The sequence below is a fragment of the Nonomuraea sp. NPDC050783 genome, from assembly GCF_040802095.1.
Taxonomy (GTDB): domain Bacteria; phylum Actinomycetota; class Actinomycetes; order Streptosporangiales; family Streptosporangiaceae; genus Nonomuraea.
Genome location: NZ_JBFAHK010000001.1, coordinates 431,414 through 451,165, shown reverse-complemented (window position 1 = coordinate 451,165; position 19,752 = coordinate 431,414). Strand labels below are relative to the sequence as shown.

The 19,752-nt window shown below is 73.0% G+C and carries 20 protein-coding genes; 13 read left to right on the top strand and 7 right to left on the bottom strand.

Annotated elements, in window-relative coordinates:
- Positions 1–52: 52 nt before the first annotated feature.
- From AB0H75_RS02085 to AB0H75_RS02065, 5 genes are all read left to right on the top strand, one after another.
- On the top strand, positions 53–703 hold the full coding sequence (locus tag AB0H75_RS02085) for an HAD family hydrolase (protein ID WP_367788364.1): 651 nt from the start codon (positions 53–55) through the stop codon (positions 701–703).
- A 54-nt stretch (positions 704–757) separates the two neighbouring features.
- Positions 758–1,267 (top strand): hypothetical protein, encoded by a 510-nt coding sequence (locus AB0H75_RS02080; RefSeq protein WP_367788362.1) that lies wholly within the window; start codon positions 758–760, stop codon positions 1,265–1,267.
- Positions 1,268–1,357: 90 nt separating this feature from the next.
- Positions 1,358–1,804 (top strand): DUF2690 domain-containing protein, encoded by a 447-nt coding sequence (locus AB0H75_RS02075; protein ID WP_367788360.1) that lies wholly within the window; start codon positions 1,358–1,360, stop codon positions 1,802–1,804.
- Positions 1,805–1,889: 85 nt separating this feature from the next.
- Positions 1,890–2,516: an HAD family hydrolase gene (locus tag AB0H75_RS02070; protein WP_367788358.1), complete on the top strand. Its 627-nt coding sequence runs from the start codon at positions 1,890–1,892 to the stop codon at positions 2,514–2,516.
- 135 nt (positions 2,517–2,651) lie between these two features.
- Entirely contained in the window at positions 2,652–3,359 is a 708-nt protein-coding gene (locus tag AB0H75_RS02065) for an HAD family hydrolase (protein ID WP_367788356.1), read from the top strand.
- Positions 3,360–3,376: 17 nt separating this feature from the next.
- Here AB0H75_RS02065 and AB0H75_RS02060 read toward each other — a convergent pair whose 3' ends face one another.
- Complete coding sequence (locus tag AB0H75_RS02060; RefSeq protein ID WP_367788354.1) at positions 3,377–4,978, bottom strand: penicillin-binding transpeptidase domain-containing protein; 1,602 nt, start codon at positions 4,976–4,978, stop codon at positions 3,377–3,379.
- A gap of 88 nt (positions 4,979–5,066) precedes the next feature.
- On the opposite strand from AB0H75_RS02060, the gene AB0H75_RS02055 reads away from it, so the two are divergent.
- The 8 genes from AB0H75_RS02055 to AB0H75_RS02020 all read left to right on the top strand — a co-directional run bounded on the left by AB0H75_RS02055 (position 5,067) and on the right by AB0H75_RS02020 (position 14,611).
- Complete coding sequence (locus tag AB0H75_RS02055) at positions 5,067–5,984, top strand: LysR family transcriptional regulator (protein WP_367788352.1); 918 nt, start codon at positions 5,067–5,069, stop codon at positions 5,982–5,984.
- Positions 5,981–6,838, top strand: a complete 858-nt coding sequence (locus tag AB0H75_RS02050) for a serine hydrolase (protein WP_367788350.1) — start codon at positions 5,981–5,983, stop codon at positions 6,836–6,838. The genes AB0H75_RS02055 and AB0H75_RS02050 overlap by 4 nt, the downstream gene beginning before the upstream one ends.
- 59 nt (positions 6,839–6,897) lie before the next feature.
- Positions 6,898–8,868 carry an acetoacetate--CoA ligase gene (locus tag AB0H75_RS02045; protein WP_367788348.1) on the top strand — a complete coding sequence of 657 codons (1,971 nt, stop codon included), beginning with the start codon at positions 6,898–6,900 and terminating at the stop codon, positions 8,866–8,868.
- 163 nt (positions 8,869–9,031) lie between these two features.
- Positions 9,032–10,528, top strand: a complete 1,497-nt coding sequence (locus AB0H75_RS02040; RefSeq protein ID WP_367788347.1) for a sugar ABC transporter ATP-binding protein — start codon at positions 9,032–9,034, stop codon at positions 10,526–10,528.
- A 40-nt stretch (positions 10,529–10,568) separates the two neighbouring features.
- Entirely contained in the window at positions 10,569–11,621 is a 1,053-nt protein-coding gene (locus AB0H75_RS02035) for an ABC transporter permease (RefSeq protein ID WP_367788345.1), read from the top strand.
- Positions 11,611–12,585 (top strand): ABC transporter permease, encoded by a 975-nt coding sequence (locus AB0H75_RS02030; protein WP_367788343.1) that lies wholly within the window; start codon positions 11,611–11,613, stop codon positions 12,583–12,585. Before AB0H75_RS02035 ends, AB0H75_RS02030 begins: the two co-directional genes overlap by 11 nt.
- 11 nt (positions 12,586–12,596) lie before the next feature.
- Positions 12,597–13,679, top strand: a complete 1,083-nt coding sequence (gene rhaS / locus AB0H75_RS02025; RefSeq protein ID WP_367788341.1) for a rhamnose ABC transporter substrate-binding protein — start codon at positions 12,597–12,599, stop codon at positions 13,677–13,679.
- Between the two features lie 104 nt (positions 13,680–13,783).
- Positions 13,784–14,611 (top strand): F0F1 ATP synthase subunit A, encoded by an 828-nt coding sequence (locus AB0H75_RS02020; protein WP_367788339.1) that lies wholly within the window; start codon positions 13,784–13,786, stop codon positions 14,609–14,611.
- 7 nt (positions 14,612–14,618) lie between these two features.
- Here the strand turns inward: AB0H75_RS02020 and nagZ are convergent, their stop codons facing one another.
- The 6 genes from nagZ to AB0H75_RS01990 form a co-directional block, all read right to left on the bottom strand.
- The gene (gene nagZ, locus AB0H75_RS02015; protein ID WP_367788337.1) at positions 14,619–15,905 is read right to left on the bottom strand and encodes a beta-N-acetylhexosaminidase; all 1,287 of its coding nucleotides are present in this window, start codon (positions 15,903–15,905) and stop codon (positions 14,619–14,621) included.
- Between the two features lie 21 nt (positions 15,906–15,926).
- Positions 15,927–17,588, bottom strand: a complete 1,662-nt coding sequence (gene ptsP, locus AB0H75_RS02010) for a phosphoenolpyruvate--protein phosphotransferase (RefSeq protein ID WP_367788335.1) — start codon at positions 17,586–17,588, stop codon at positions 15,927–15,929.
- The gene (locus tag AB0H75_RS02005) at positions 17,585–17,848 is read right to left on the bottom strand and encodes an HPr family phosphocarrier protein (RefSeq protein WP_367788333.1); all 264 of its coding nucleotides are present in this window, start codon (positions 17,846–17,848) and stop codon (positions 17,585–17,587) included. The genes ptsP and AB0H75_RS02005 overlap by 4 nt, the downstream gene beginning before the upstream one ends.
- A gap of 112 nt (positions 17,849–17,960) precedes the next feature.
- Entirely contained in the window at positions 17,961–18,407 is a 447-nt protein-coding gene (locus tag AB0H75_RS02000) for a PTS glucose transporter subunit IIA (protein ID WP_367788331.1), read from the bottom strand.
- An 11-nt stretch (positions 18,408–18,418) separates the two neighbouring features.
- On the bottom strand, positions 18,419–18,655 hold the full coding sequence (locus tag AB0H75_RS01995; RefSeq protein ID WP_367788329.1) for a glucose PTS transporter subunit EIIB: 237 nt from the start codon (positions 18,653–18,655) through the stop codon (positions 18,419–18,421).
- Positions 18,656–18,687: 32 nt separating this feature from the next.
- Complete coding sequence (locus AB0H75_RS01990) at positions 18,688–19,722, bottom strand: SIS domain-containing protein (protein ID WP_367788327.1); 1,035 nt, start codon at positions 19,720–19,722, stop codon at positions 18,688–18,690.
- Positions 19,723–19,752: the final 30 nt, after the last annotated feature.

Here is a 19,752-nt window from a genome sequence, read left to right as displayed (position 1 = left end):
CATTTATCAGGACGGCTTACTCTGGAACGACATGTGAGCCTGGAGGTGAGTCGTGGTCGCGGGTGTGCTGATCGACTGGGGCGGGGTGCTCACCACCAGCCTCACCGACTCCCTCGCCAGGTGGATCGAGGCGGACCGGATCGACGCCGCCCTCTACCGCGCGGTCATGCGCGAGCTGGTGGACCACGCCTACGGCGACCACGGCGCGGGCGGGAGCATCATCCACGCGCTGGAGCGCGGCGAGCTGGACGGCCCCGCCTTCGAACGCGACCTCGCCGCCCGCCTGCTGACCCTCGACGGGGTGCCCCCGGTCGCCGAAGGGCTGCTGGAGCGGATGTTCGCCGGGTTCGAGCGGGTCGAGGCGATGTACGACATGCTGCGCGCGGCCCGCTCCCAGGGCGTCAGGACCTGCCTGGTCTCCAACTCCTGGTCCAACACCTACCCGCGCGACGACTGGGACGAGGTCTTCGACGCCGTGGTCATCTCCGGCGAGGTCGGCATGCGCAAGCCCGAGCCGCGCATCTTCCACCACGCGCTCGGCCAGGTGGGGCTGCCCGGCCCGGAGTGCGTGTTCATCGACGACATCGAGGCCAACATCGCGGCCGCCCGCGCCCTCGGCATGGCCGGGATCCACCACCGCGACGCGGACACGACCATCGCGGAGCTGGAGTCTCTCCTCCGGCTCACGCTGCGCCGGGCATGATAGGTGCCCTGCACGCCGGGCCGTCCCCGGCGGCTTGAGCACGAAAGGTTCGTCATGCGCGTCTATCTGCCGTGCACCCTCCCGGCCCTGGCCACGGTGGTCAAGCTGGGAGAGCTGGGTCCGGCTCCCCTGACCGGCTACGCGGTGACCCCCGCGCTGATCGAGTGGTACGCCTCCGGGGACACCGAGGAGCTGGAGTACGTGGCGCTGACCGAGGCCGCCCGCGCCTCGCTGCGCATGCTGGCCGCCGACCGCGCCGACGGCGTGGAGGCGCCGCCGCGCCGGGTCGTGATCGCCGCCGAGGTGCCGGAGGGCTCGGCCAAGGCCGGGGCCGACCTGGAGGAACGCGCCCGGGTCCGGCTCTCGGCGCCGGTCCCGCTGGCCAAGGTGGCCGCCGTGCACGTGGACGACGAGGACGCCGCGGCCGACGTCGAGGCCGCGATCGCCGCGCTGCCCGCCGCCGACGAGGGCGACGACGACGCCCGCTTCACCGTGGACGGGGCCGAGGCCCACGAGCTGATGTGGTACGCCACTCAGGAGATCCCCGACCTGCTGGCACCATGACAAAGATCACAGTTCCTTGACCGGCCAGAGCCGATCATCGCTAAGGTCGCCACCCGGCACTGTTGTTCTGACACGAGGAGTCGGTTCCAAGTGAAGCTTCGCGTTGTGGCCACCGCGGTCGGGGCCGCGGCGGTCACCCTCCTGGCGGGTTCGCCGGCCCATGCCGCGATGAAGCCGTACGACCACAAGGACCCGTACCGCAGCGGCTGCGGCAACTCCGCCCGGGTGGTGCGCACCGCCGCGATCACCAGCCGGGCCAACGGCAAGGTCGGCACCGTCAAGCTCATGTGGTCGGGCAAGTGCAAGACCAACTGGGTCGAGATCAGCACGGGCACCTCCATGAGCGGCACGATCAACGTCTACACCGCCGACGGCCGGTACGACGCCTTCAGCTTCAAGAAGGGCAACGGCGGCCGCCACTGGGGCGACATGCTCTGGGCCAACAACATGTGCGCCTGGGGCGGCGCCTCGGTCCAGTGGAACGGCGGCCGGGGCGGCCAGAACGGCGCCGGCACCACGGGCAAGGCCTGCCGCTGACCCGCCGTGCGGGCCGCGACCGGCCGGCCGCGGCCCGCACGCCGTTCACGGGAATGTCATCGTGGGCGAATAAGCTGCTTATGAGATGACGAAGCACATCATTTGGGACTGGAACGGCACGCTGTTCCACGACATCGACGCCGTGGTGGGCGCCACCAACGAGGTCTTCAAGCCGTACGCGCTGCCCGTCCTCACCGCCGACGGCTTCCGCGCCGTCTACACCCGGCCGATCTGGCTCGCCTACGAGCGCATGCTCGGCCGCCCGCTCGACGAGGGCGAGTGGGAGCTGCTCGACGACGGCTTCCACGAGCACTACTTCCGGCTCAGCGAGCTGTGCGGGCTGGCCGCCGACGCCGAGGCGGTGCTCACCGGCTGGACCGGCACGCAGTCGCTCTGCTCCATGGCCCCGCACGCGCACCTGGTGCCGAAGGTGGACTCGTTCGGCATCACCCGGTACTTCACCCGCGTGGACGGCCTGCTCGGCACCACCGGCGGCGAGAAGGCCGCCCACATGGCCGCGCACATCCAGGCGCTCGGGGTGGACCCCCGCGAGGTCCTGGTGATCGGCGACAGCGTGGACGACGGCATGGCCGCGCGGCACGTCGGCGCCAGGGCGGTGCTCTACACGGGCGGGATGACCACCCGCGCCGACCTGGAGAGCACGGGGCTGCCGGTGGTGGACACGCTCACCGCCGCCCTCGAACACCTCTGATCCCCCGGACGGCATGCCCGAATCGTGCGGGCGGCGAGCCCGCACGCGCCGCCGCCCTTACTCTTGCAGTGTCCTCACTCTCGCAGTGTCCTCGCCGTAGCAGTGTCCCTTCAGGAGGCTGCCATCAACCGCCTTGTGCTGTGGAACATCGACCTGACGCTGGTCGACGTCGCCATCGTGTCCAGAGACGCCTACGCCGAGGCGTTCCGGGCCGTGACCGGGCGCCCGCTGGTCAAGCTCGTCCCGCCGATGGGCCGTCCCGACTCCGAGATCGTCTTCGAGACGCTCGCCGTCAACGGGGTGCGGGCCGAGGACGACGACCTGCCCCGGTTCCTGTCCGCGCTGGCCGCGGCCTTCGCCGAGCGGAAGGGACGGCTGGCGAAGGAAGGGCGGGCGATGGCCGGGGCCAAGGACGCGCTGAAGGCCGTCTCGCGGCTGGACGGCGTGGTGCAGACCGTCCTGACCGGCACGATCAGGAGCAACGCCGTGCTGAAGCTGAAGGCGTTCGGGCTGGACAGGTTCGTCGACTTCGGGCTCGGTGGCTACGGCGAGGAGCCCTACCCCAAGGCGACGCTGCTGCAGGTCGCCCAGGGGCGGGCCGGGCAGCGGTTGGGCACGTCCTTCACCGCGGCCAACACCGTGGTGATCGGCGACTCGGCGCGCGACGCCCAGGCCGCCAGGATCGGCGGGGCGGCGATGATCGGCGTCGCCTCGGGGCGCTCGACGGCCGGTGAGCTGCGGGCGGCCGGGGCCGATCTGGTGCTGCCCGACCTGTCGGACGCCTCGGAGGTCGTCGCGGCCGTGGCCTCCCTCACCACCCCGGCCACCCGCAAGGCGGGCTGATCCCGGCCCGGGAGCGGTCAGGGCAGGGCGGCGAGGAAGCGGGCGGCCGCCGGGGCGGCCACGGCCGAGCCCGCGCCGCCGCCCTCGACGAGCACCGCGAAGGCCACGTCCCCCTTGTAGCCGATGAACCACGAGTGGGCGGGCGGCTCGGCGCCGGAGCCGTACTCGGCGGTGCCGGTCTTGCCGGCCGTGCCGGACGGGAAGCGGACGGCGGCGGCGGTGCCGTCGGTGACGACGGCGGGCATGAGCCGGCGCAGGGCGGCCACCACGCCGGGCTCCAGCGGCCGGGGCGGGTCGCCGGGGCCGCCGGCCAGGATCCGGGGCGGGATCCAGGCGCCCGAGGCGATGGCGGCGGCCACCGAGGCCATGTTGAGCGGGCTCGCCAGCACGCGTCCCTGCCCGATCGAGGCGGAGGCGAGGTCGGTGTCGTCCTTGGGAGCCGGGAACTCGGCGCGCACGGCGGGCACCCCCGGCCTGATCGGCACGCCGAACCCGAAGGCGGCGGCGACCTCGCCCAGCCGCCCGCCGCCGAGCGAGGCCACGCTCATCTCGCCGAAGGTCGTGTTGCACGAGTGCGCGAACGCCTCCTGGAAGGTGAGCGTCCCGTAGTCCTTGAACCCGGCGTTGTGGAACGGGAACCCGCCGATGTTCTTCTCCGCCGGGCAGGTGACCCGCTGCTGGGGCGAGACCCCGTCCGCGACCAGCGCCGACGCGGTCACGACCTTGAACGTCGAGCCCGGCGGGTACGTGCCGAGCAGCGCCCGGTTGAACCCGCCCGGCTTGTTGACCACGGCCAGGATCTCGCCCGTCGAGGACCGCAGCGCCACCAGCGAGGCGGGCTTGGTCACCTTCTCCAGCGCCGCCGCCCCGGCCCGGTGCACGGCGAGGTCGAGGGTGGTCTTCAGCGGCTCCCTGCGCTGCGCGGGCACGACGGTCGTGACCACCTGATCGCCCCGGTAGAGGTCGATGCGGGCGTTGCCGAAGGTGGCGAACAGGTCGGGGTGGGTCTGCTTGACGCCCTCGACGAGCTGCTGCACGGAGCCGGGCGCGTCGGGGGTGTTGACGGGGGTGCCGTCGGCGGCCAGGACCTTCAGCGGGTCGCCCTTCTCGGTCACCAGCCGCAGTGAGCGGTCGGCGGTGGTGAGGAGCGGGTGCAGTGTGGCGGGGGTCCAGGCGACCTTCCACGTGCGGTCGCGCTCGACGAGCCGGAGCCGGCCGGTGTAGTCCCAGTCGCGCGCCCCGGTCAGCCTGGCCTGGAAGAACAGGTATCCGTCGTCGTCGGGGCCGTTGTCGGCGAACGGCCCGCCGGAGACCGAGCGGCGGAAGGTGGCCTCCTCGGCCTTGAGGCCGGCGAGGAAGCGCTTGTGGCGGGCCTCGAAGCCGGTGGGCGGGTCGGCGGTCAGCGCCCGCATGGTGGCGTAGTCCTGGGAGCTCCAGGCGGCGAGGTAGCGGTCGGCGGTCTGCTCGGCCGTGCCCTCGGTGCGCTGCGCCCAGATCACGCCGCCCGCGACGACGACCGGGACCAGGATCGCGGCCAGCAGCCACAGCAGCCGGCGGCGTCGCCCGGGCGGGCGCTCCGGCCGAAGGTAGGCGTAGGTTGTCCCCGTTTGCGGTGCCATGAGACCCGAGCAGACCAGAACCACGACGAGGGTGTCCAATATTGATATGAGGTCACCATGATGAATGTTCTGGATATAGTTGCTGTTCATGGACCTCGTACGGCATCTGCGTTACTTCATCGCGGTGGCCGAGGAGCTCCATTTCGGCAACGCCGCGATCCGGCTCGGCATGGCCCAGCCGCCGCTCAGCCAGCGCATCAAACGCCTGGAGGAGGAGCTCGGCACCCGCCTGTTCGACCGCTCGGCCCGCCAGGTACGCCTCACCGAGACGGGCCGGCTGCTGCTGGACGAGGCCCGCGAGATCGTGGCCAGGGTCGACCGGCTGCACGAGCTGGCCCGGCAGGGCCGGGGCACGGTGCTCAGGGTCGGCGTCCCGCCCGACCTGGCCGCCACCGTGATCGCGGCCCTGGTCGCCGGCTTCCGCGAGACCAGCCCCGAGGTACGCCTCGCGCCCGCCGAGATCTGGACCGCCGACCAGGTGAGCGCCCTGGCCGAGGGCACGATCGACGTGGGCCTGGTCCGGCACCCGGTCTCGGCTCCCGGGCTGCGCTTCGGCGAGGTCCTGGTGCAGGTCCAGGGCGTGCTGCTGCCGGCCGGCGACCCGCTGGCCGGGGCGGGCGAGGTGCACCTGGCCGACCTGGCCGGGCGGGAGCTGCTGATGCCGCCGAAGGAGGGCGAGCCCGGCCTGTACGCCGAGGTGCTGGCCGAGTGCCGCCGCCACGGCTACGTGCCGCCGCAGGTGCACCAGGGCGCCGGGCTGGGGCTGGTGCTGGCCGGCGCGGCGGTGGCCTTCGGGCCGCGCACCAGGGAGCCGGGGCTGGCGTGGCGGCCGCTGCTAGGCTCGCCGATCGTGTCCCGGGTCTCGACGGCCTGGCGCGTGGAGACGGCCCCGGCCGGTGATTTCGCGGCCGTCGCCGTACGGACGTTGAGGGAGAGCGCCGGAATGACCGACGAGGGCGCCGCGCCCGCGCGGCGCGTCAGCCGCAGGCCCGGGATGTGGGCATGAGCGGGCCCGACTTCGCGGCGGTGTTCCGGGCGGCCGGGGTGGCCGGCTGGATCCACGCGACCGACCTCGACACCGGGCGTGAGGTCGGGCACGGCTCCGACGAGCCGCTGCCGACGGCCTCGATGTTCAAGGTGGCGCTGCTGGTGGAGCTGTGCCGGCAGGCCGACGCCGGGCTGCTCGACCCCGCCGAGAGGGTGACGGTGACGGCGGCCGACCGCTCGCCGGGGCCGACCGGGATCGCGGTCATGCTCGACGACGTGACGATCTCGCTGCGCGACCTGGCGTACCTGATGATCGCGGTGAGCGACAACGCCTCGGCGGACGTGCTGCTGCGGCGGGTCGGCAGGGACGCGGTCAACGCCACGATGCGGGCGCACGGCCTCGCGGCGACGCGGGTGCGGCTGAGCGCCAGGGAGACCGACGCGACCATGGTGGAGGACGCCGGGCACGGCTGGCCGTACCTCGACCTTGAGGACGTGGCGCGGATGCGCGCGCTCGACCCGGCGCGGGGCAACGCGAGCACGCCCCGGGAGATGACCCGGCTGTTCGCGATGGTCTGGCGCGACGAGATCGCCTCGCCCGCCTCCTGCGCCTGGATGCGGGAGCTGTTCACCATGCAGGTGTGGCCGCACCGGCTGGCCTCCGGCTTCCCGTACGACGACGTGGCCGTGGGCGGCAAGACCGGCACGCTGCCGACGCTGCGCGCCGAGTCGGGCGTGGTCGAGTACCCCGACGGCGGGCGCTACGCGGTGTCGGTCTTCACCCGCTCCTTCGCCACCGCACTCAACCAGCCGCGTGCCGACGCGGTGATCGGCACCGCCGCCCATATGGCGGTGGACCACCTGAGGCGCTAGCTAGTTATGTGGAGGGTAGAGGTAGGACTCTCCATGGAACGGGCGACAGGATGGGGCACATGGTTGCTGAGGGCGAGCTTCTCTGGGAGCCGGGCGAAGAGGTGGTCGCGCGGGCGAGGCTGACCCGCTACCTGGAGTGGCTGGGCAGGCCGGGCGAGAGCTACGAGAGCGTGTGGCGCTGGTCGGTGGAGCGGCCGGCCGAGTTCTGGGCCTCGATCTGGGACCACTTCGACGTGGTCGGCGAGCGCGGCGACGGGCCGGTGCTGTCCGGGGCGATGCCGGCCGCCCGCTGGTTCGAGGGCGCGCGGCTCAACTACGCCGAGAACGCGCTGCGCCGCGCCGAGGGCACCGCCCTGATCTTCGTCTCCGAGGACGGCGCCCGCCAGGAGCTGACCTTCGCCGAGCTGCGCGAGGAGGTCGCCCGGGTGCGGGCCGGGCTGGTCCGCCTGGGCGTGACGCGCGGCGACCGGGTGGCCGGCTACCTGCCGAACATCCCGCAGGCCCTCATCGCCTTCCTGGCCACCGCCTCGCTGGGGGCGATCTGGTCGGCCGGCTCGCCCGACTTCGGGGTGCCGAGCATCGTCGACCGGTTCAGGCAGATCGAGCCCAAGGTGCTCATCGCGGTGGACGGCTACCACTACAACGGCAAGAGCTACGACCGCTCGGCCGCGGTCAACGAGATCGCCGCCGCGCTGCCCTCGCTGCGCGCCACCGTGTGGATCCCCTACCTGGCGGCGGCCGAGGAGGGGCGGGCCCCGATGCAGGCCGAGCCGACCCCCCTGCACACGCGGGAGGTGCCGCACGGCGAGGTGGTCGGCTGGCAGGGGCTGCGGGCCGAGCCGGGGCCGCTGGAGTTCGAGCGGGTGCCGTTCGACCATCCCCTGTGGATCCTCTACTCCAGCGGCACGACCGGGCTGCCCAAGCCCATCGTGCACGGCCACGGCGGCGTCGTGCTGGAGCACCTGAAGTCGCTCTCCTTCCACCAGGACCTGGGCGAGGGGGACGTGTTCTTCTGGTACACCACCACGGGCTGGATGATGTGGAACTACCTCGTCGGCGCCCTGCTGGTGGGGGCCACGCCCGTCCTGTACGACGGCTCGGCCACCCACCCCTCCCCCGCCACGCTGTGGCGGATCGCCGCCTCGGAGGGGGTGACGTACTTCGGGACCGGGGCGCCGTACATCATGGCCTCGCTCAAGGCCGGTATCCGGCCCACCGGGCTGGAGCGGCTGCGCGGGGTCGGCTCGACGGGGTCGCCGCTGCCGCCCGAGGGGTTCGCGTGGGTGGCGGAGACGCTGCCGGGGGTGCCGGTGGGGTCGTTCTCCGGCGGCACGGACGTGTGCACCGGCTTCGTCGGGGCGACCGTGCTGCACCCGATCCGGGCGGGGATCATCCCGTGCCGGTCGCTGGGGGCGAGGGTGGAGGCGTACGATCCGGCGGGCAAGCCGGTCGTGGGCGAGGTGGGCGAGCTGGTGATCACGCGGCCCATGCCGTCGATGCCGGTGATGTTCTGGAACGACCCCGGCGGCGAGCGGTACGCCGAGAGCTACTTCGACGTCTACCCGGGCGTGTGGCGGCACGGCGACTGGATCAGGATCGACGAGGACGGAAGCTGCGTCATCTACGGCCGCTCCGACTCCACGCTCAACCGGGGCGGCGTGCGGATGGGCACCAGCGAGTTCTACCGGGTGGTCGAGCGGTTCGAGGAGGTCGCCGACAGCCTGGTGATCGACACCGGGCAGCTCGGCCAGGACGGCCGGCTGCTGCTGTACGTGACGCTCGCCGAGGGCGCGGAGTTCGGCGAGGAGCTGGAGCGGGCGCTGTGCGACGCGCTGCGCCGCGAGCTGTCGCCGCGCCACGTGCCCGACGAGATCCGGGTGGTGCCCGGCATCCCGCGCACGCTGTCGGGCAAGAAGCTGGAGGTCCCGGTCCGCAAGATCCTGCTGGGCACGCCGGTGGAGCAGGCGGCCAACCGGGACGCCCTGGCCAACCCCGAGGTGCTGCGGCACTTCACCCCGGAGGGACCGTGACGGCCTTTCCCCTCAGCCCGAGGGCTTAAAACGTAACAATTTGCATACACGCCGGACAAGGAGACCACGCGGAAATCTGCGGGTAAGGGACCATTGACGCGCCGGCATTTCCTGAAATACCGTCCTCCCACCGCTTAAAACGATTTTGCCGGGAGTGCGGCCGATGGAGGAAACTCCCGTCCTGTCCCTCTCACAGGTCAGCAAGGCGTTCGGCGCGGTCCGCGCCGTCCGCGAGGTCTCGCTGGAGCTGCGCGCCGGCGAGATCCACGCCCTCGCCGGCGAGAACGGCGCGGGGAAGTCCACGCTCGTGAAGATCCTCTCGGGCGTGCACCGCCCGGACTCCGGGCGCGTCCTGCTGGACGGCCGGCCGGTGGAGTTCGCCGGACCGGCCGACGCCCAGCGGGCCGGGGTCGCGGTCATCTACCAGGAGCCGACCCTGTTCCCCGACCTGTCGGTCATGGAGAACATCTTCATGGGCCGCCAGCCGCGCGCCCGCCTCGGCCTGGACCGGCGGGCCATGCGCGCGGCCACGGCCGAGCTGTTCGGCCGCCTCGGCGTGCACCTCGACCCCGGCCGGCCGGCCCGCGGCCTGTCCATCGCCGACCAGCAGCTCGTGGAGATCGCCAAGGCCCTGTCCCTGCGGGCCCGCGTCCTGGTCATGGACGAGCCGACCGCCGCCCTGTCCGGGCAGGAGGCCGAGCGGCTGTTCGGCGTGGCCGAGGCGCTGCGCGAGCAGGGGGCCGCGCTGCTGTTCATCTCCCACCGGCTGGAGGAGATCTTCCGGCTGTGCCGGCGGGTGACGACCCTGCGCGACGGCGCGCTGGTCGCCGCCGACCTGGTCGCCGACCTCACCCCCGACGACCTGGTACGCCGCATGGTCGGCCGGGAGCTGGAGGCGCTGTTCCCCAAGCAGGACACCCGGGCGGGCGCGGTCGCGCTGCGCGTGCGCCGGCTCACCCGCGAGGGCGTGTTCACCGACGTGTCGTTCGAGGTGCGGCGCGGCGAGATCGTCGCGCTGGCCGGGCTGGTCGGCGCCGGCCGCAGCGAGGTCGCCCGCGCCGTGTTCGGCATCGACCGCTGGGACGCCGGGAGCGTCGAGGTGGACGGCAGGCGGCTGCGCCCGGCCAGCCCCACGGCGGCCATGGCGGCCGGGCTGGCCCTGGTGCCGGAGGACCGCCGCCAGCAGGGCCTGGTCATGGACCTGTCGATCGAGCGCAACGTCGGCCTGGCCGGGCTGGCCGCCCTGCGCAGGGGGCCGCTGATCTCGCGCCTGGCCGAGCGGGAGCGGGCCAGGGACTGGGCGGTGCGGCTGCGGCTGAAGTTCGCCCGGCTGAGCGATCCGGTGGGCGTGCTGTCCGGCGGCAACCAGCAGAAGGTGGTGCTGGCCAAGTGGCTGGCCCGCGGGCCGTCGGTGCTCATCGTGGACGAGCCCACCCGGGGCATCGACGTCGGCACCAAGGCCGAGGTGCACCGGCTGCTGTCGGAGCTGGCCGCGAGCGGGGTGGCGGTGCTGATGATCTCCTCGGAGCTGCCCGAGGTGCTCGGCATGGCCGACCGGGTGCTGGTCATGCACGAGGGGCGGCTGGTCGCCGAGCTGGACCGGGCGTCCGCCACCGAGGAGAGCGTGATGGCCGCCGCCACCGGAAGGAGCGCCGCGTGAGCGCCGCACAGCCCCGCCCCACCACCGGAAGGAGCGCCGCGTGAAGGCCGCCGGGCCCCTGGCCGCCGCCGCTTCCGCGCCCGCCCGCCAGGGCGGGGCCCGGCGGCTGGTGGACCGGGTGGCGCGGGTGCGCGAGCTGGGCATCGTGGCCGCGCTCGCCGTGCTGTTCGGCGTCACGGGCGCGGCGAACCCGAGCTTCCTCAGCTACGGCAGCATCCGCGACATCCTGCTCAACTCAGCCATCATCGCGCTGCTCGCCGTCGGCCAGACGCTCGTCGTCGTCACCAGGAACGTGGACCTGTCGGTCAGCTCCGTCGTGGGCCTGTCGGCCTTCGGTGGCGCGCTGGTCCTGGCCGACCGCCCCGGCGTGCCGGTCCCGCTGGTCATCGCCGGATGCGTGCTGCTCGGCGCCGCCTGCGGCGCGGTCAACGGCCTGCTGGTCGGCGTGGCCGGCGTCCCGGCCCTGGTGGCCACGCTCGGCACCCTGTACGCCTTCCGCGGCGTCGACTACGCCTGGGCCGGCGGCCGCCAGGTCAACGCCGCCGACATGCCGGAGGGCTTCCTCACCCTCGGCACCCGCTCGGTCCTCGGCGTCCCGCTGCCCGCGCTGGTGGCCCTGGCCGTGCTGCTGGCGGTCGGCTGGATGCTGCGCAACCTGCGCTCCGGCCGCGAGCTGTACGCCATCGGCTCCAGCCCCGAGGCCGCCGTGCTGGCCGGCATCCGGGTGCGCCGGCGGGTGCTGACCGCGTTCGTCGCGAGCGGCGCGCTGGCCGGCCTGGCCGGGGTGATGTGGGCGGCCCGCTTCGGCACCGTGGACGCCACCGTCGCCACCGGCAAGGAGCTCGACGTCATCGCCGCGGTCGTGGTGGGCGGCGTGGCCATCTTCGGCGGCAGCGGCTCCGTCTACGGGGCCGCGCTGGGCGCCCTCCTGCTGGCCTCCATCACCAGCGCGCTGGCCGTGCTGCGGGTGGACGCCCTGGCCCAGACCGCCGTCAACGGCGCCCTGCTGCTCGCCGCCATCGTCCTCGACCGCCTGCTCGCGCTGCGCGTGGCCGCGGCCCTGCGCCGAGGGAGGTTCCGCGATGACCGCTGAGGCGCTCCGCCGCTGGGAGACGCTGATCGTCGTGCTGCTGGCCGGGGTCGCGGTGTGGGCCTCGCTCGGCGTGGACGGCTTCGCCAACGCCTCGAACGTGTCGTTCCTGCTGCTCGACACCACCGAGATCGCCCTCATGGCGCTGACCATGACGCTGGTGGTCGTGGCGGCCGAGATCGACCTGTCCGTGGCCTCCACGCTGGGCCTGTCCTGCGCGGTGCTGGGCCGGCTGTGGGACGCGGGGCTGCCGATCGAGGCCATCATGCCGATCTGCCTGCTGGTGGGCGCGGCCTGCGGAGCGGTCAACGGGCTGCTCGTCACCCGGCTCGGGCTGCCCTCGCTGGCGGTCACCATCGGCACGTTCGCGCTGTTCCGCGGCCTGGCGTACGTGCTGCTGGGCAGCCAGGCGGTGGCCGACCTGCCGCCCGCGTACACGGGCCTGGCGACCTCCTCGATCGGGCCGGTGCCGCTGGCGACCGTGCTGGTCGCGGTGCTGGCCGTGGTGGCGGGCCTGGTGCTGCACGCGACCGGGCTCGGCCGCTCGATCGTGGCGCTCGGCTCGAACGCCGAGGCCGCCTGGTTCTCCGGCGTCCGGGTCAGGCGGATCAAGCTCTGGTTGTTCGTGGCCTCCGGGGTCATGGCCTCGCTGGCGTCGCTGGTCTACACCTTCCGCTACGCCAGCGCCCGCGCCGACAACGGCATGGGCCTGGAGCTGGCGGTGGTGGCCGCCGTGCTGCTGGGCGGGGTGTCGATCTTCGGCGGGAAGGGCACACTGCCCGGCGTCCTGGTGGCGGTGCTGCTGCTCGGCGTCGTGCGCAACGCGCTGATCCTGGCGGACGTGGCCAACGAGGTCCTCAACTTCGTGACGGGCCTGCTGCTCGTCGCCTCCGTGCTGGCGCCGAACGTGGGGGCGGTCCGGCGACGGCGCACACCATCACCAGTGGAAGGGAAGTCGGTCTCATGACAACGGGTCCCATGACCACGCGCGCCCTCTGGCGTCCCGTGGCGCTCCTGGCCGGTCTCGTCCTGCTCACCAGCGCGTGCGGCGGCACCACCAAGAGCGACGTGCGGCAGCAGCAGTCCTCCGCCCCGGCCGGCGCCGCCTCGTCGGCCGCGGCGAACCCGGACGCCCCGCTCAAGCGGGGGCTGAAGATCGCCTTCCTGCCGAAGCAGGTCAACAACCCGTACTTCACGATCGCCGACCAGGGCGGGGTGGCGGCGGCGAAGGAGTTCGGCGGCACGGGCAAGGAGGTCGGCCCGTCCGACGCCAGCGCGTCCTCGCAGGTGTCCTACATCAACACGCTCATCCAGCAGAAGCAGGACGCCATCGTCATCTCCGCCAACGACCCGGACGCCGTCGTGCCCGCGCTCAAGCAGGCCAGGGCCGCCGGGATCAAGGTCGTCAGCTACGACTCCGACACCGCGCCCGAGGGCCGCGACGTCTTCGTCAACCAGGCCGGCGCCGAGGACCTGGGCCGTACCGAGGTGCAGCTCCTGGCCAAGCAGCTCGGCAACAAGGGCAAGATCGCGATCCTGTCCGCCACGCCGAACGCGACCAACCAGAACACCTGGATCGAGTTCATGAAGGACGAGCTCAAGAAGCCCGAGTACAAGGACATGGAGCTGGTCAAGGTCGCCTACGGCAACGACGACGACCAGAAGTCCTTCACCGAGACCCAGGGGCTGCTGCGCTCGTACCCGGACCTGGCGGGCATCATCTCGCCGACCACCGTGGGGATCGCGGCGGCGGCCCGGTACCTGTCGGACTCGCCGTACAAGGGGAAGGTGAAGCTGACCGGGCTCGGCACGCCGAACCAGCTCCGCAAGTTCGTCAAGGACGGCACGATCGAGGCGTTCGAGCTGTGGAACCCGGCCGACCTGGGTTACCTGGCCTCGTACGCGGCCGCCGCGCTGGCCTCCGGGCAGATCACCGGCGGCGAGGGCGAGACGTTCAAGGCGGGCAGGCTGGGCGACTACACGGTGGGGGCCAAGGGCGAGGTGCTGCTCGGCAAGCCGACCGTGTTCGACACGTCCAACATCGACGACTTCGACTTCTGACCGGAGCCCCTGAAATATCCCTCCATAAACCACCAAAAGGGACTGGACAAATCGCTCGTTAAGGTGATCCTCCGGCGCAAAGAAGCGACCAAGAAAGGACCGCCGTGCGGACGACGATCCTGATCACCTCCGGCCTGACCACCTCCTCCGGCCCGGCCCACTCCCCCGGCCGGTGGCAGGCCCCCGGCCTCGACCTGTTCCAGTTCCCCCCGATCATCCCCGGTGGACCCGAATGGTTCACCAAGCCGGTGCTGACCGCGCTGCTCGCCTCGGCCGTCGCCATAGCCCTGTGCTGGGCGGCCTTCGCCAGGCCGAAGCTCGTGCCGCGCGGTTGGCAGGGCGTCGGCGAGTACGCGTACCTGTTCGTCCGCGACCAGATCGCCCGCCCCTCCCTCGGCAAGGACGCCGACCGGTGGATGGGCCTGCTCCTGACGATCTTCCTGACCGTCCTGCTCTGGAACCTGATGGGCGTGATCCCGCTCATCCAGTTCCCCGTCGCCGCGCACATCGCCTTCCCCGCGGTGCTGGCGATCACCGTGTACGGCATCAAGGTCTACCTCGGCGTACGGCACCACGGCGTGCGCGGCTACCTCAGGGGCATCGTGCACCTGCCCGGCCTGCCCGGCTGGGCCTACGGCATCTACGCCCCGCTGATCCTCGCCGAGGTCTTCGTCACGTCGCTGTTCACCCACTTCATCCGGCTGTTCGCCAACATGTTCGCCGGCCACATCCTGGTGGCCTTCTTCAGCTCGGTCGGCTTCTGGTTCCTGTTCGAGCGGCTGACCCCGCTCGGCGCGGGGCTGGGCGTGCTCGGCGTGGCGATGACGATCGTGATCACCGCGCTGGAGCTGCTCATCCAGTTCCTGCAGGCGTTCCTGTTCGGCGTGCTGGCCGCGATGTACATCGCCAGCGGCCTGCACGGCGAGCACTAGCCACCGCTCAGTCGGCGGCCGACTCCACCCGGGCGGCCAGCTTGCGGTGCTCCGCCGAGCGCAGCACGCCGGCCGCCTTCGCCGCGGACGCCGCTGGCGCCCCGGTCAGGAAACCCCTGGCGTGCTTGAGCCTGAGCAGCCGGGTGACCGACTGGTCGAGGCGCTTGCCGCTGATCCGGCCCGACTTCACCGCCGACAGCACCGCCCGGTACGCCTTCGGCAGGTCGTTGGGCATGAGCAGCAGGTCGGCGCCGGCCAGCACGGCCCGCACGGCGATCTCGCCGTCGTCGTACTTCTGGCGCACCCCGGCCATGTTGAGCGCGTCGGTGGAGATCACGCCGTCGAAGCCGAGCTTCTGCCGCAGCAGCCCGGTCAGGATCGGCTTGGACAGCGTCGCCGGGTCGCCGGACGGGTCGAGCTTGGGGAAGACGATGTGGGCGCTCATCACGGCGTCCACCCCGGCGCCGATCGCGGCCTTGAACGGCGGCGCGTCAATGCGCTCCCACTGGGCCCTGGTGTGCTTGATCACCGGCAGCCCGGTGTGGCTGTCGACCGAGGTGTCACCGTGCCCCGGGAAGTGCTTGGCGGTGGCCGCCACGCCCGCGTCGGCGAACCCCTTGACCGCCGCCGCCACCATCGTCGACACCCGCCGCGGGTCGTCGCCGTACGCGCGCCGCCCGATGACCGGGTTCTTCGGGTTGACGTTGACGTCGGCCACCGGCGCGAAGTCGAGGTTGACGCCGAGCGCGCGCAGCTCCTCGCCGGTCGCCCTGGCCACCGCCCGCGCCAGGGCGGGGTCCTTGGTGGCGCCGATGGCGGCGGCCCCCGGCAGGTCGGTCATGAGCGCCGACATGCGCGCGACCAGGCCGTTCTCCTGGTCGGTGCCGATGAGCAGCGGCACCTTCTTCGAGGCGCGCTGCAGGCCGTTGGTCAGGCCGACGACCTGGGAGGTGCTCTTGACGTTGGCCGGGAAGAGGATCACGCCGCCCAGGTGGTAGCGGGCGATCACCTTGGCCGGGGTCGGGGCGCCGTAGCGGGCCTGGTTCTCGCCCGAGGACGAGCCGGCCGTGGTGCCGTACAGGACCGGCATGAAGAGCTGGCCGACCTTCTCCTCGACGCTGAGCCCGGCCAGGGCCCTGGCCACCGGATCGACCTGCGACGGCGAGGAGTCGGGGGTCGGGGCGGGCGGGGCGGCCTTGCCTCCCGTCGGGGTCGCGCCCGCCGCGCCGCCGTTCCCGGCGCACGCGGTCAGGGCGATCACGAGCAGGCCCGCCGTACCGATCCGTCGCAGCATGACTCCAAAGGTATCCAGAATCTACATCCCCAGACGTGCGAGAGCGGGCAGGTACGCCCGCGCGGCGGCACGGGCCTCGGCCGCCGTGGTCGCGTCGCGGGCGGCGTCGGCCGCCAGGCGGCACTCGTCGAGCGTGTGCGCGGCCAGCGCGGCCCGCACGGCGGGCAGCGCCCCGGCCCCCATGGACAGCGTGGTGGCGCCGAGCCCGGCGAGCACGCAGGCCATGACCGGGTCGGCGGCCGACTCGCCGCAGATCCCGCACGGCTTGCCCGCCTCCCTGGCGGCGGCCGCGGTCATGGCGACCAGGTCCAGCAGCGCGGGCTGCCACGGGTCCTGCAACGCGCGCGTCGCGCCGAGCCGGCGGTCGGCGGCGAAGGCGTACTGGGCGAGGTCGTTGGTGCCGACGGAGACGAAGTCCGCCGAGGCCAGCAGGTCCCCGGCGCGCAGCGCGGCCGACGGGATCTCGATCATCACGCCGGCCTCCGCCAGGCCCCGGGAGCGGCACTCGCCGACGAACCAGCCGGCCTCCTCGGCGGTGGCCACCATCGGCGCCATCACCGCCACGTCCCCGGCCGCGCGCAGCGCGTCGAGCTGCGCGGCCATCACGCCGGGAAAGCGGCGGAAGGCCCGCAGGCCGCGCTCCCCCAGCGCCGGGTTGGGCTCGGGCGGCGACGGCAGGAACGCCAGCGCCTTGTCCGCCCCCCCGTCGAGGGTGCGCACGACCACCTTGCCGCCGGGGAACGCCTCGGCCGCCGCCCGGTAGGCCCGCGTCTGCTCCGCCACCCCGGGCGGCTCCGAGCGTCCCAGGAACAGGAACTCGCTGCGGTAGAGCCCGACGCCCTCGGCGCCCGCGGCCAGCGCGGCGTCCAGCTCGGCCGGGCCGCCCACGTTGGCCAGCAGCGGGACCGGATGCCCGTCGGCGGTGCGCCCCGGCCCCTCGGCCCGCGCGTACGCGGCCCGCCGGTCGGCGTGCGCGCGGGCCGCGTCGGCCACCTCGGACGCGACCGGCTCCACCCGCACCTCGCCGGAGGTGCCGTCGGCCAGCACGCGGGCGCCCTGCCTGATGCCGGTCGCCCCGGGGCAGGCCACCACGGCGGGCACGCCGAGCGCCCTGGCCAGGATCGCGGTGTGGCTGGTGGGGCCGCCCTCCTCGGTGACGAAGGCGGCCACCTGCTCGCGCGAGAGCAGCGCCGTGTCGGCCGGCGCGAGATCGCGGGCGACCAGCACGTACGGCTCCGCCGGCGTGCCCTGCAACCCCGGCATGGGGATGCCGTAGAGCACCGCGATCACGCGGTCCCTGACGTCGTCGAGATCGGCGGCCCGCTCGCCGAGGTAGCCGCCGGACCCGGCGAGCACGTCCCGGTAGCGCAGGAAGGCTTCGTAGACGGCCCTGGGAGCCGCCAGGCCCCGGTCGATCAGCGAGCGCACCCGCACGACCAGGCCCGGGTCCTCGGCCATCAGCGCCTGTGCCTTGAGTATCTCCTCGGCCTCGCCGCCCGCCCGGTGGCCGCGGGACTCCAGCTCGCCCGCGACCTGCGTGAGCGCGGTCATCGCGCGCTCCTTCTCCTGCTCCGCCTCGCCGGTGTACGTCATGCCCTCGGGGGGTTCGGGCACCGAGACGGAGAGCACATGTGCGGGGCCGTGCCCGATGCCCGGGCTGACCCCTACCCCCCGCAGGTTCACGGCGTACCGGCGATCTCGGCCAGCTCGTCGAGGACCTCCTCCGAGCCCTCGCCCTCCGCGCTGATCACCACGGTCTCGCCCTGGCGCACGTCCAGCGCCATGATGGCGAGGATGCTCTTGCCGCTGACCGGAGCCTTGGCGCTGTTCATCTTCGTCACCGTGATGTCCATCGGGGCCTTCATGGCCCGCTGGACGAACGTCGCCGCGGGACGGGAGTGCAGCCCCACCTCCGCCGCCACGGTGACCTTGCGCTCACCCATCGAATCCTCCTTCTGTGCCGGTCCGGACCAGTGATCCGGACGCGCGTACGTGCGACCCGCCGATCGGGGGGCGAAATCAGCGGCCGTGCCTATTGTGGCGTCTTCGCGGAGGTCAGTCCCACCGGAAGAGCTCGTCACCCACCTGCACTGCCCCTTCGGCGACGCCGGTCACCGCCCCGGACAGGGCGTCCAGCGCCACCACCGGGCAGACCGGCGAGCGGCCGCCCGCTTCGACGGCCGCCGGGTCCCACGCGACGACCGGCTGGCCCGCGCTCACCCGGTCCCCCTCCGCAGCCAGCAGCCGGAACCCCCGCCCCTTGAGCTGGACCGTGTCGATGCCCAGGTGGACCAGCACGCCCTTGCCGTCGTCCCCCACGATGACATACGCGTGCGGATGCAGCTTCATGATCTTGCCCGCGATGGGGGCCACGGCCTTGCCGGGCCCCCGCAGCGGGTCGATGGCCGTCCCCGGGCCGACCAGGCCCGCGGAGAACACCGGATCGGGCACGGCTGCCAGCCCCACGGCCGCCCCCTCGACCGGGGCGAGAACAGTCGTCATGGTCCTCGCCCTTAGCCGATGATGTCCTCGATGTCGCTGGCTATCGTGTCCGCCTCCGGCCCGACGACGACCTGGACCACGTTGCCCGTGGCCATGACGCCGTGCGCGCCCGCCGCCCGCAGCGCGGCCTGGTCGACCTTGGACGCGTCGTGCACCTCCGTACGCAACCGGGTGATGCAGGGCTCGATCTCGATGATGTTGTCGGCCCCGCCGAGCCCGGCGATGATCGCGTTCGCATCAGCCGCCATCCGGCCTCCCTAGCTCTCGTGACCAGGCTAGATCAGTCCGTCTGGGTGACCTTGTTCAAACCGCGCGGCGCGTCGGGGTCGATGCCGAGCCGGCGGGCCAGCGCCTCGGTGAGGAGCTGCCCCGGCACGATGAGCCCCATGGGGGCCACCCATTCGGGCAGGTCCGGGCCGTTGAGCGCGGCCGTGCCGGCCCGCGCCAGGCTCCCGCCGCCGCCGATCGTGTACGCCGCCGCCCCCGCGGCCACCACCCGCTCGGCCAGCGCCACCGTGCCGGGCAGCATGGGGCTGTTCTCGGCGGCGACCAGCAGCGCCGGGGTGTCGGCGTCCACCACGGCGATGGGGCCGTGCAGCAGGTCGGCGTAGGACAGGCCCATCGCGTGCAGGTAGCACGCCTCCTTGAGCTTGAGCGCGCTCTCCAGCGCGGTCGAGAACGCCAGGCCGCGCCCGGAGACCACGACGCCCGGCTTGTCCGCCAGGCCCTCGACCACGGCCTCCAGGTCGCCGGGCTCGGCGATCAGCTTCTCCACGGCCTCCGGGACCCGGCGCAGGTCGTCGGCGTCCACGTCCGCGCCCAGGCCGAGCGCCAGCACCGCCAGCGCGGCGAGCTGAGTCGTGTACGTCTTCGTCGCCGGGACCGCCTTCTCCTCCCCGGCCTCCGTGCACAGGGCCACGTCGGCGGCCCGGGCGAGCGGGCTGTCGGCGCCTCCGTTGGTGATGCCGACGGTCGCCGCCCCGCACTCCTTGGCCCAGGCCAGCGTCTCCACGATCTCCTCGGTGCGGCCCGACTGGGAGATGGCCACGGCCAGCACGCCGTCGAGGTCCAGCCTGCGCCTGTACGTGGTCGCGATGGACGGCGCGGCCAGGGCGGACAGCCGTCCCGCGTGTGATTCCACCAGGTAACGGCCGTACACTGCTGCGTTGTCGGAGGTGCCACGCGCGATGAACAACAGCTGGCGAGTGCGCTCGCCCACCGCTCTCACCTCGCCGATCCTGGGGAGCAGGGAGTCCAGTGTGGCCCGCAGCGCGGCCGGCTGCTCGGCGATCTCGCTGCGCATCTTCGTGGTCATCGTGGGCTCATCCTTCACATGGGGGCGGAT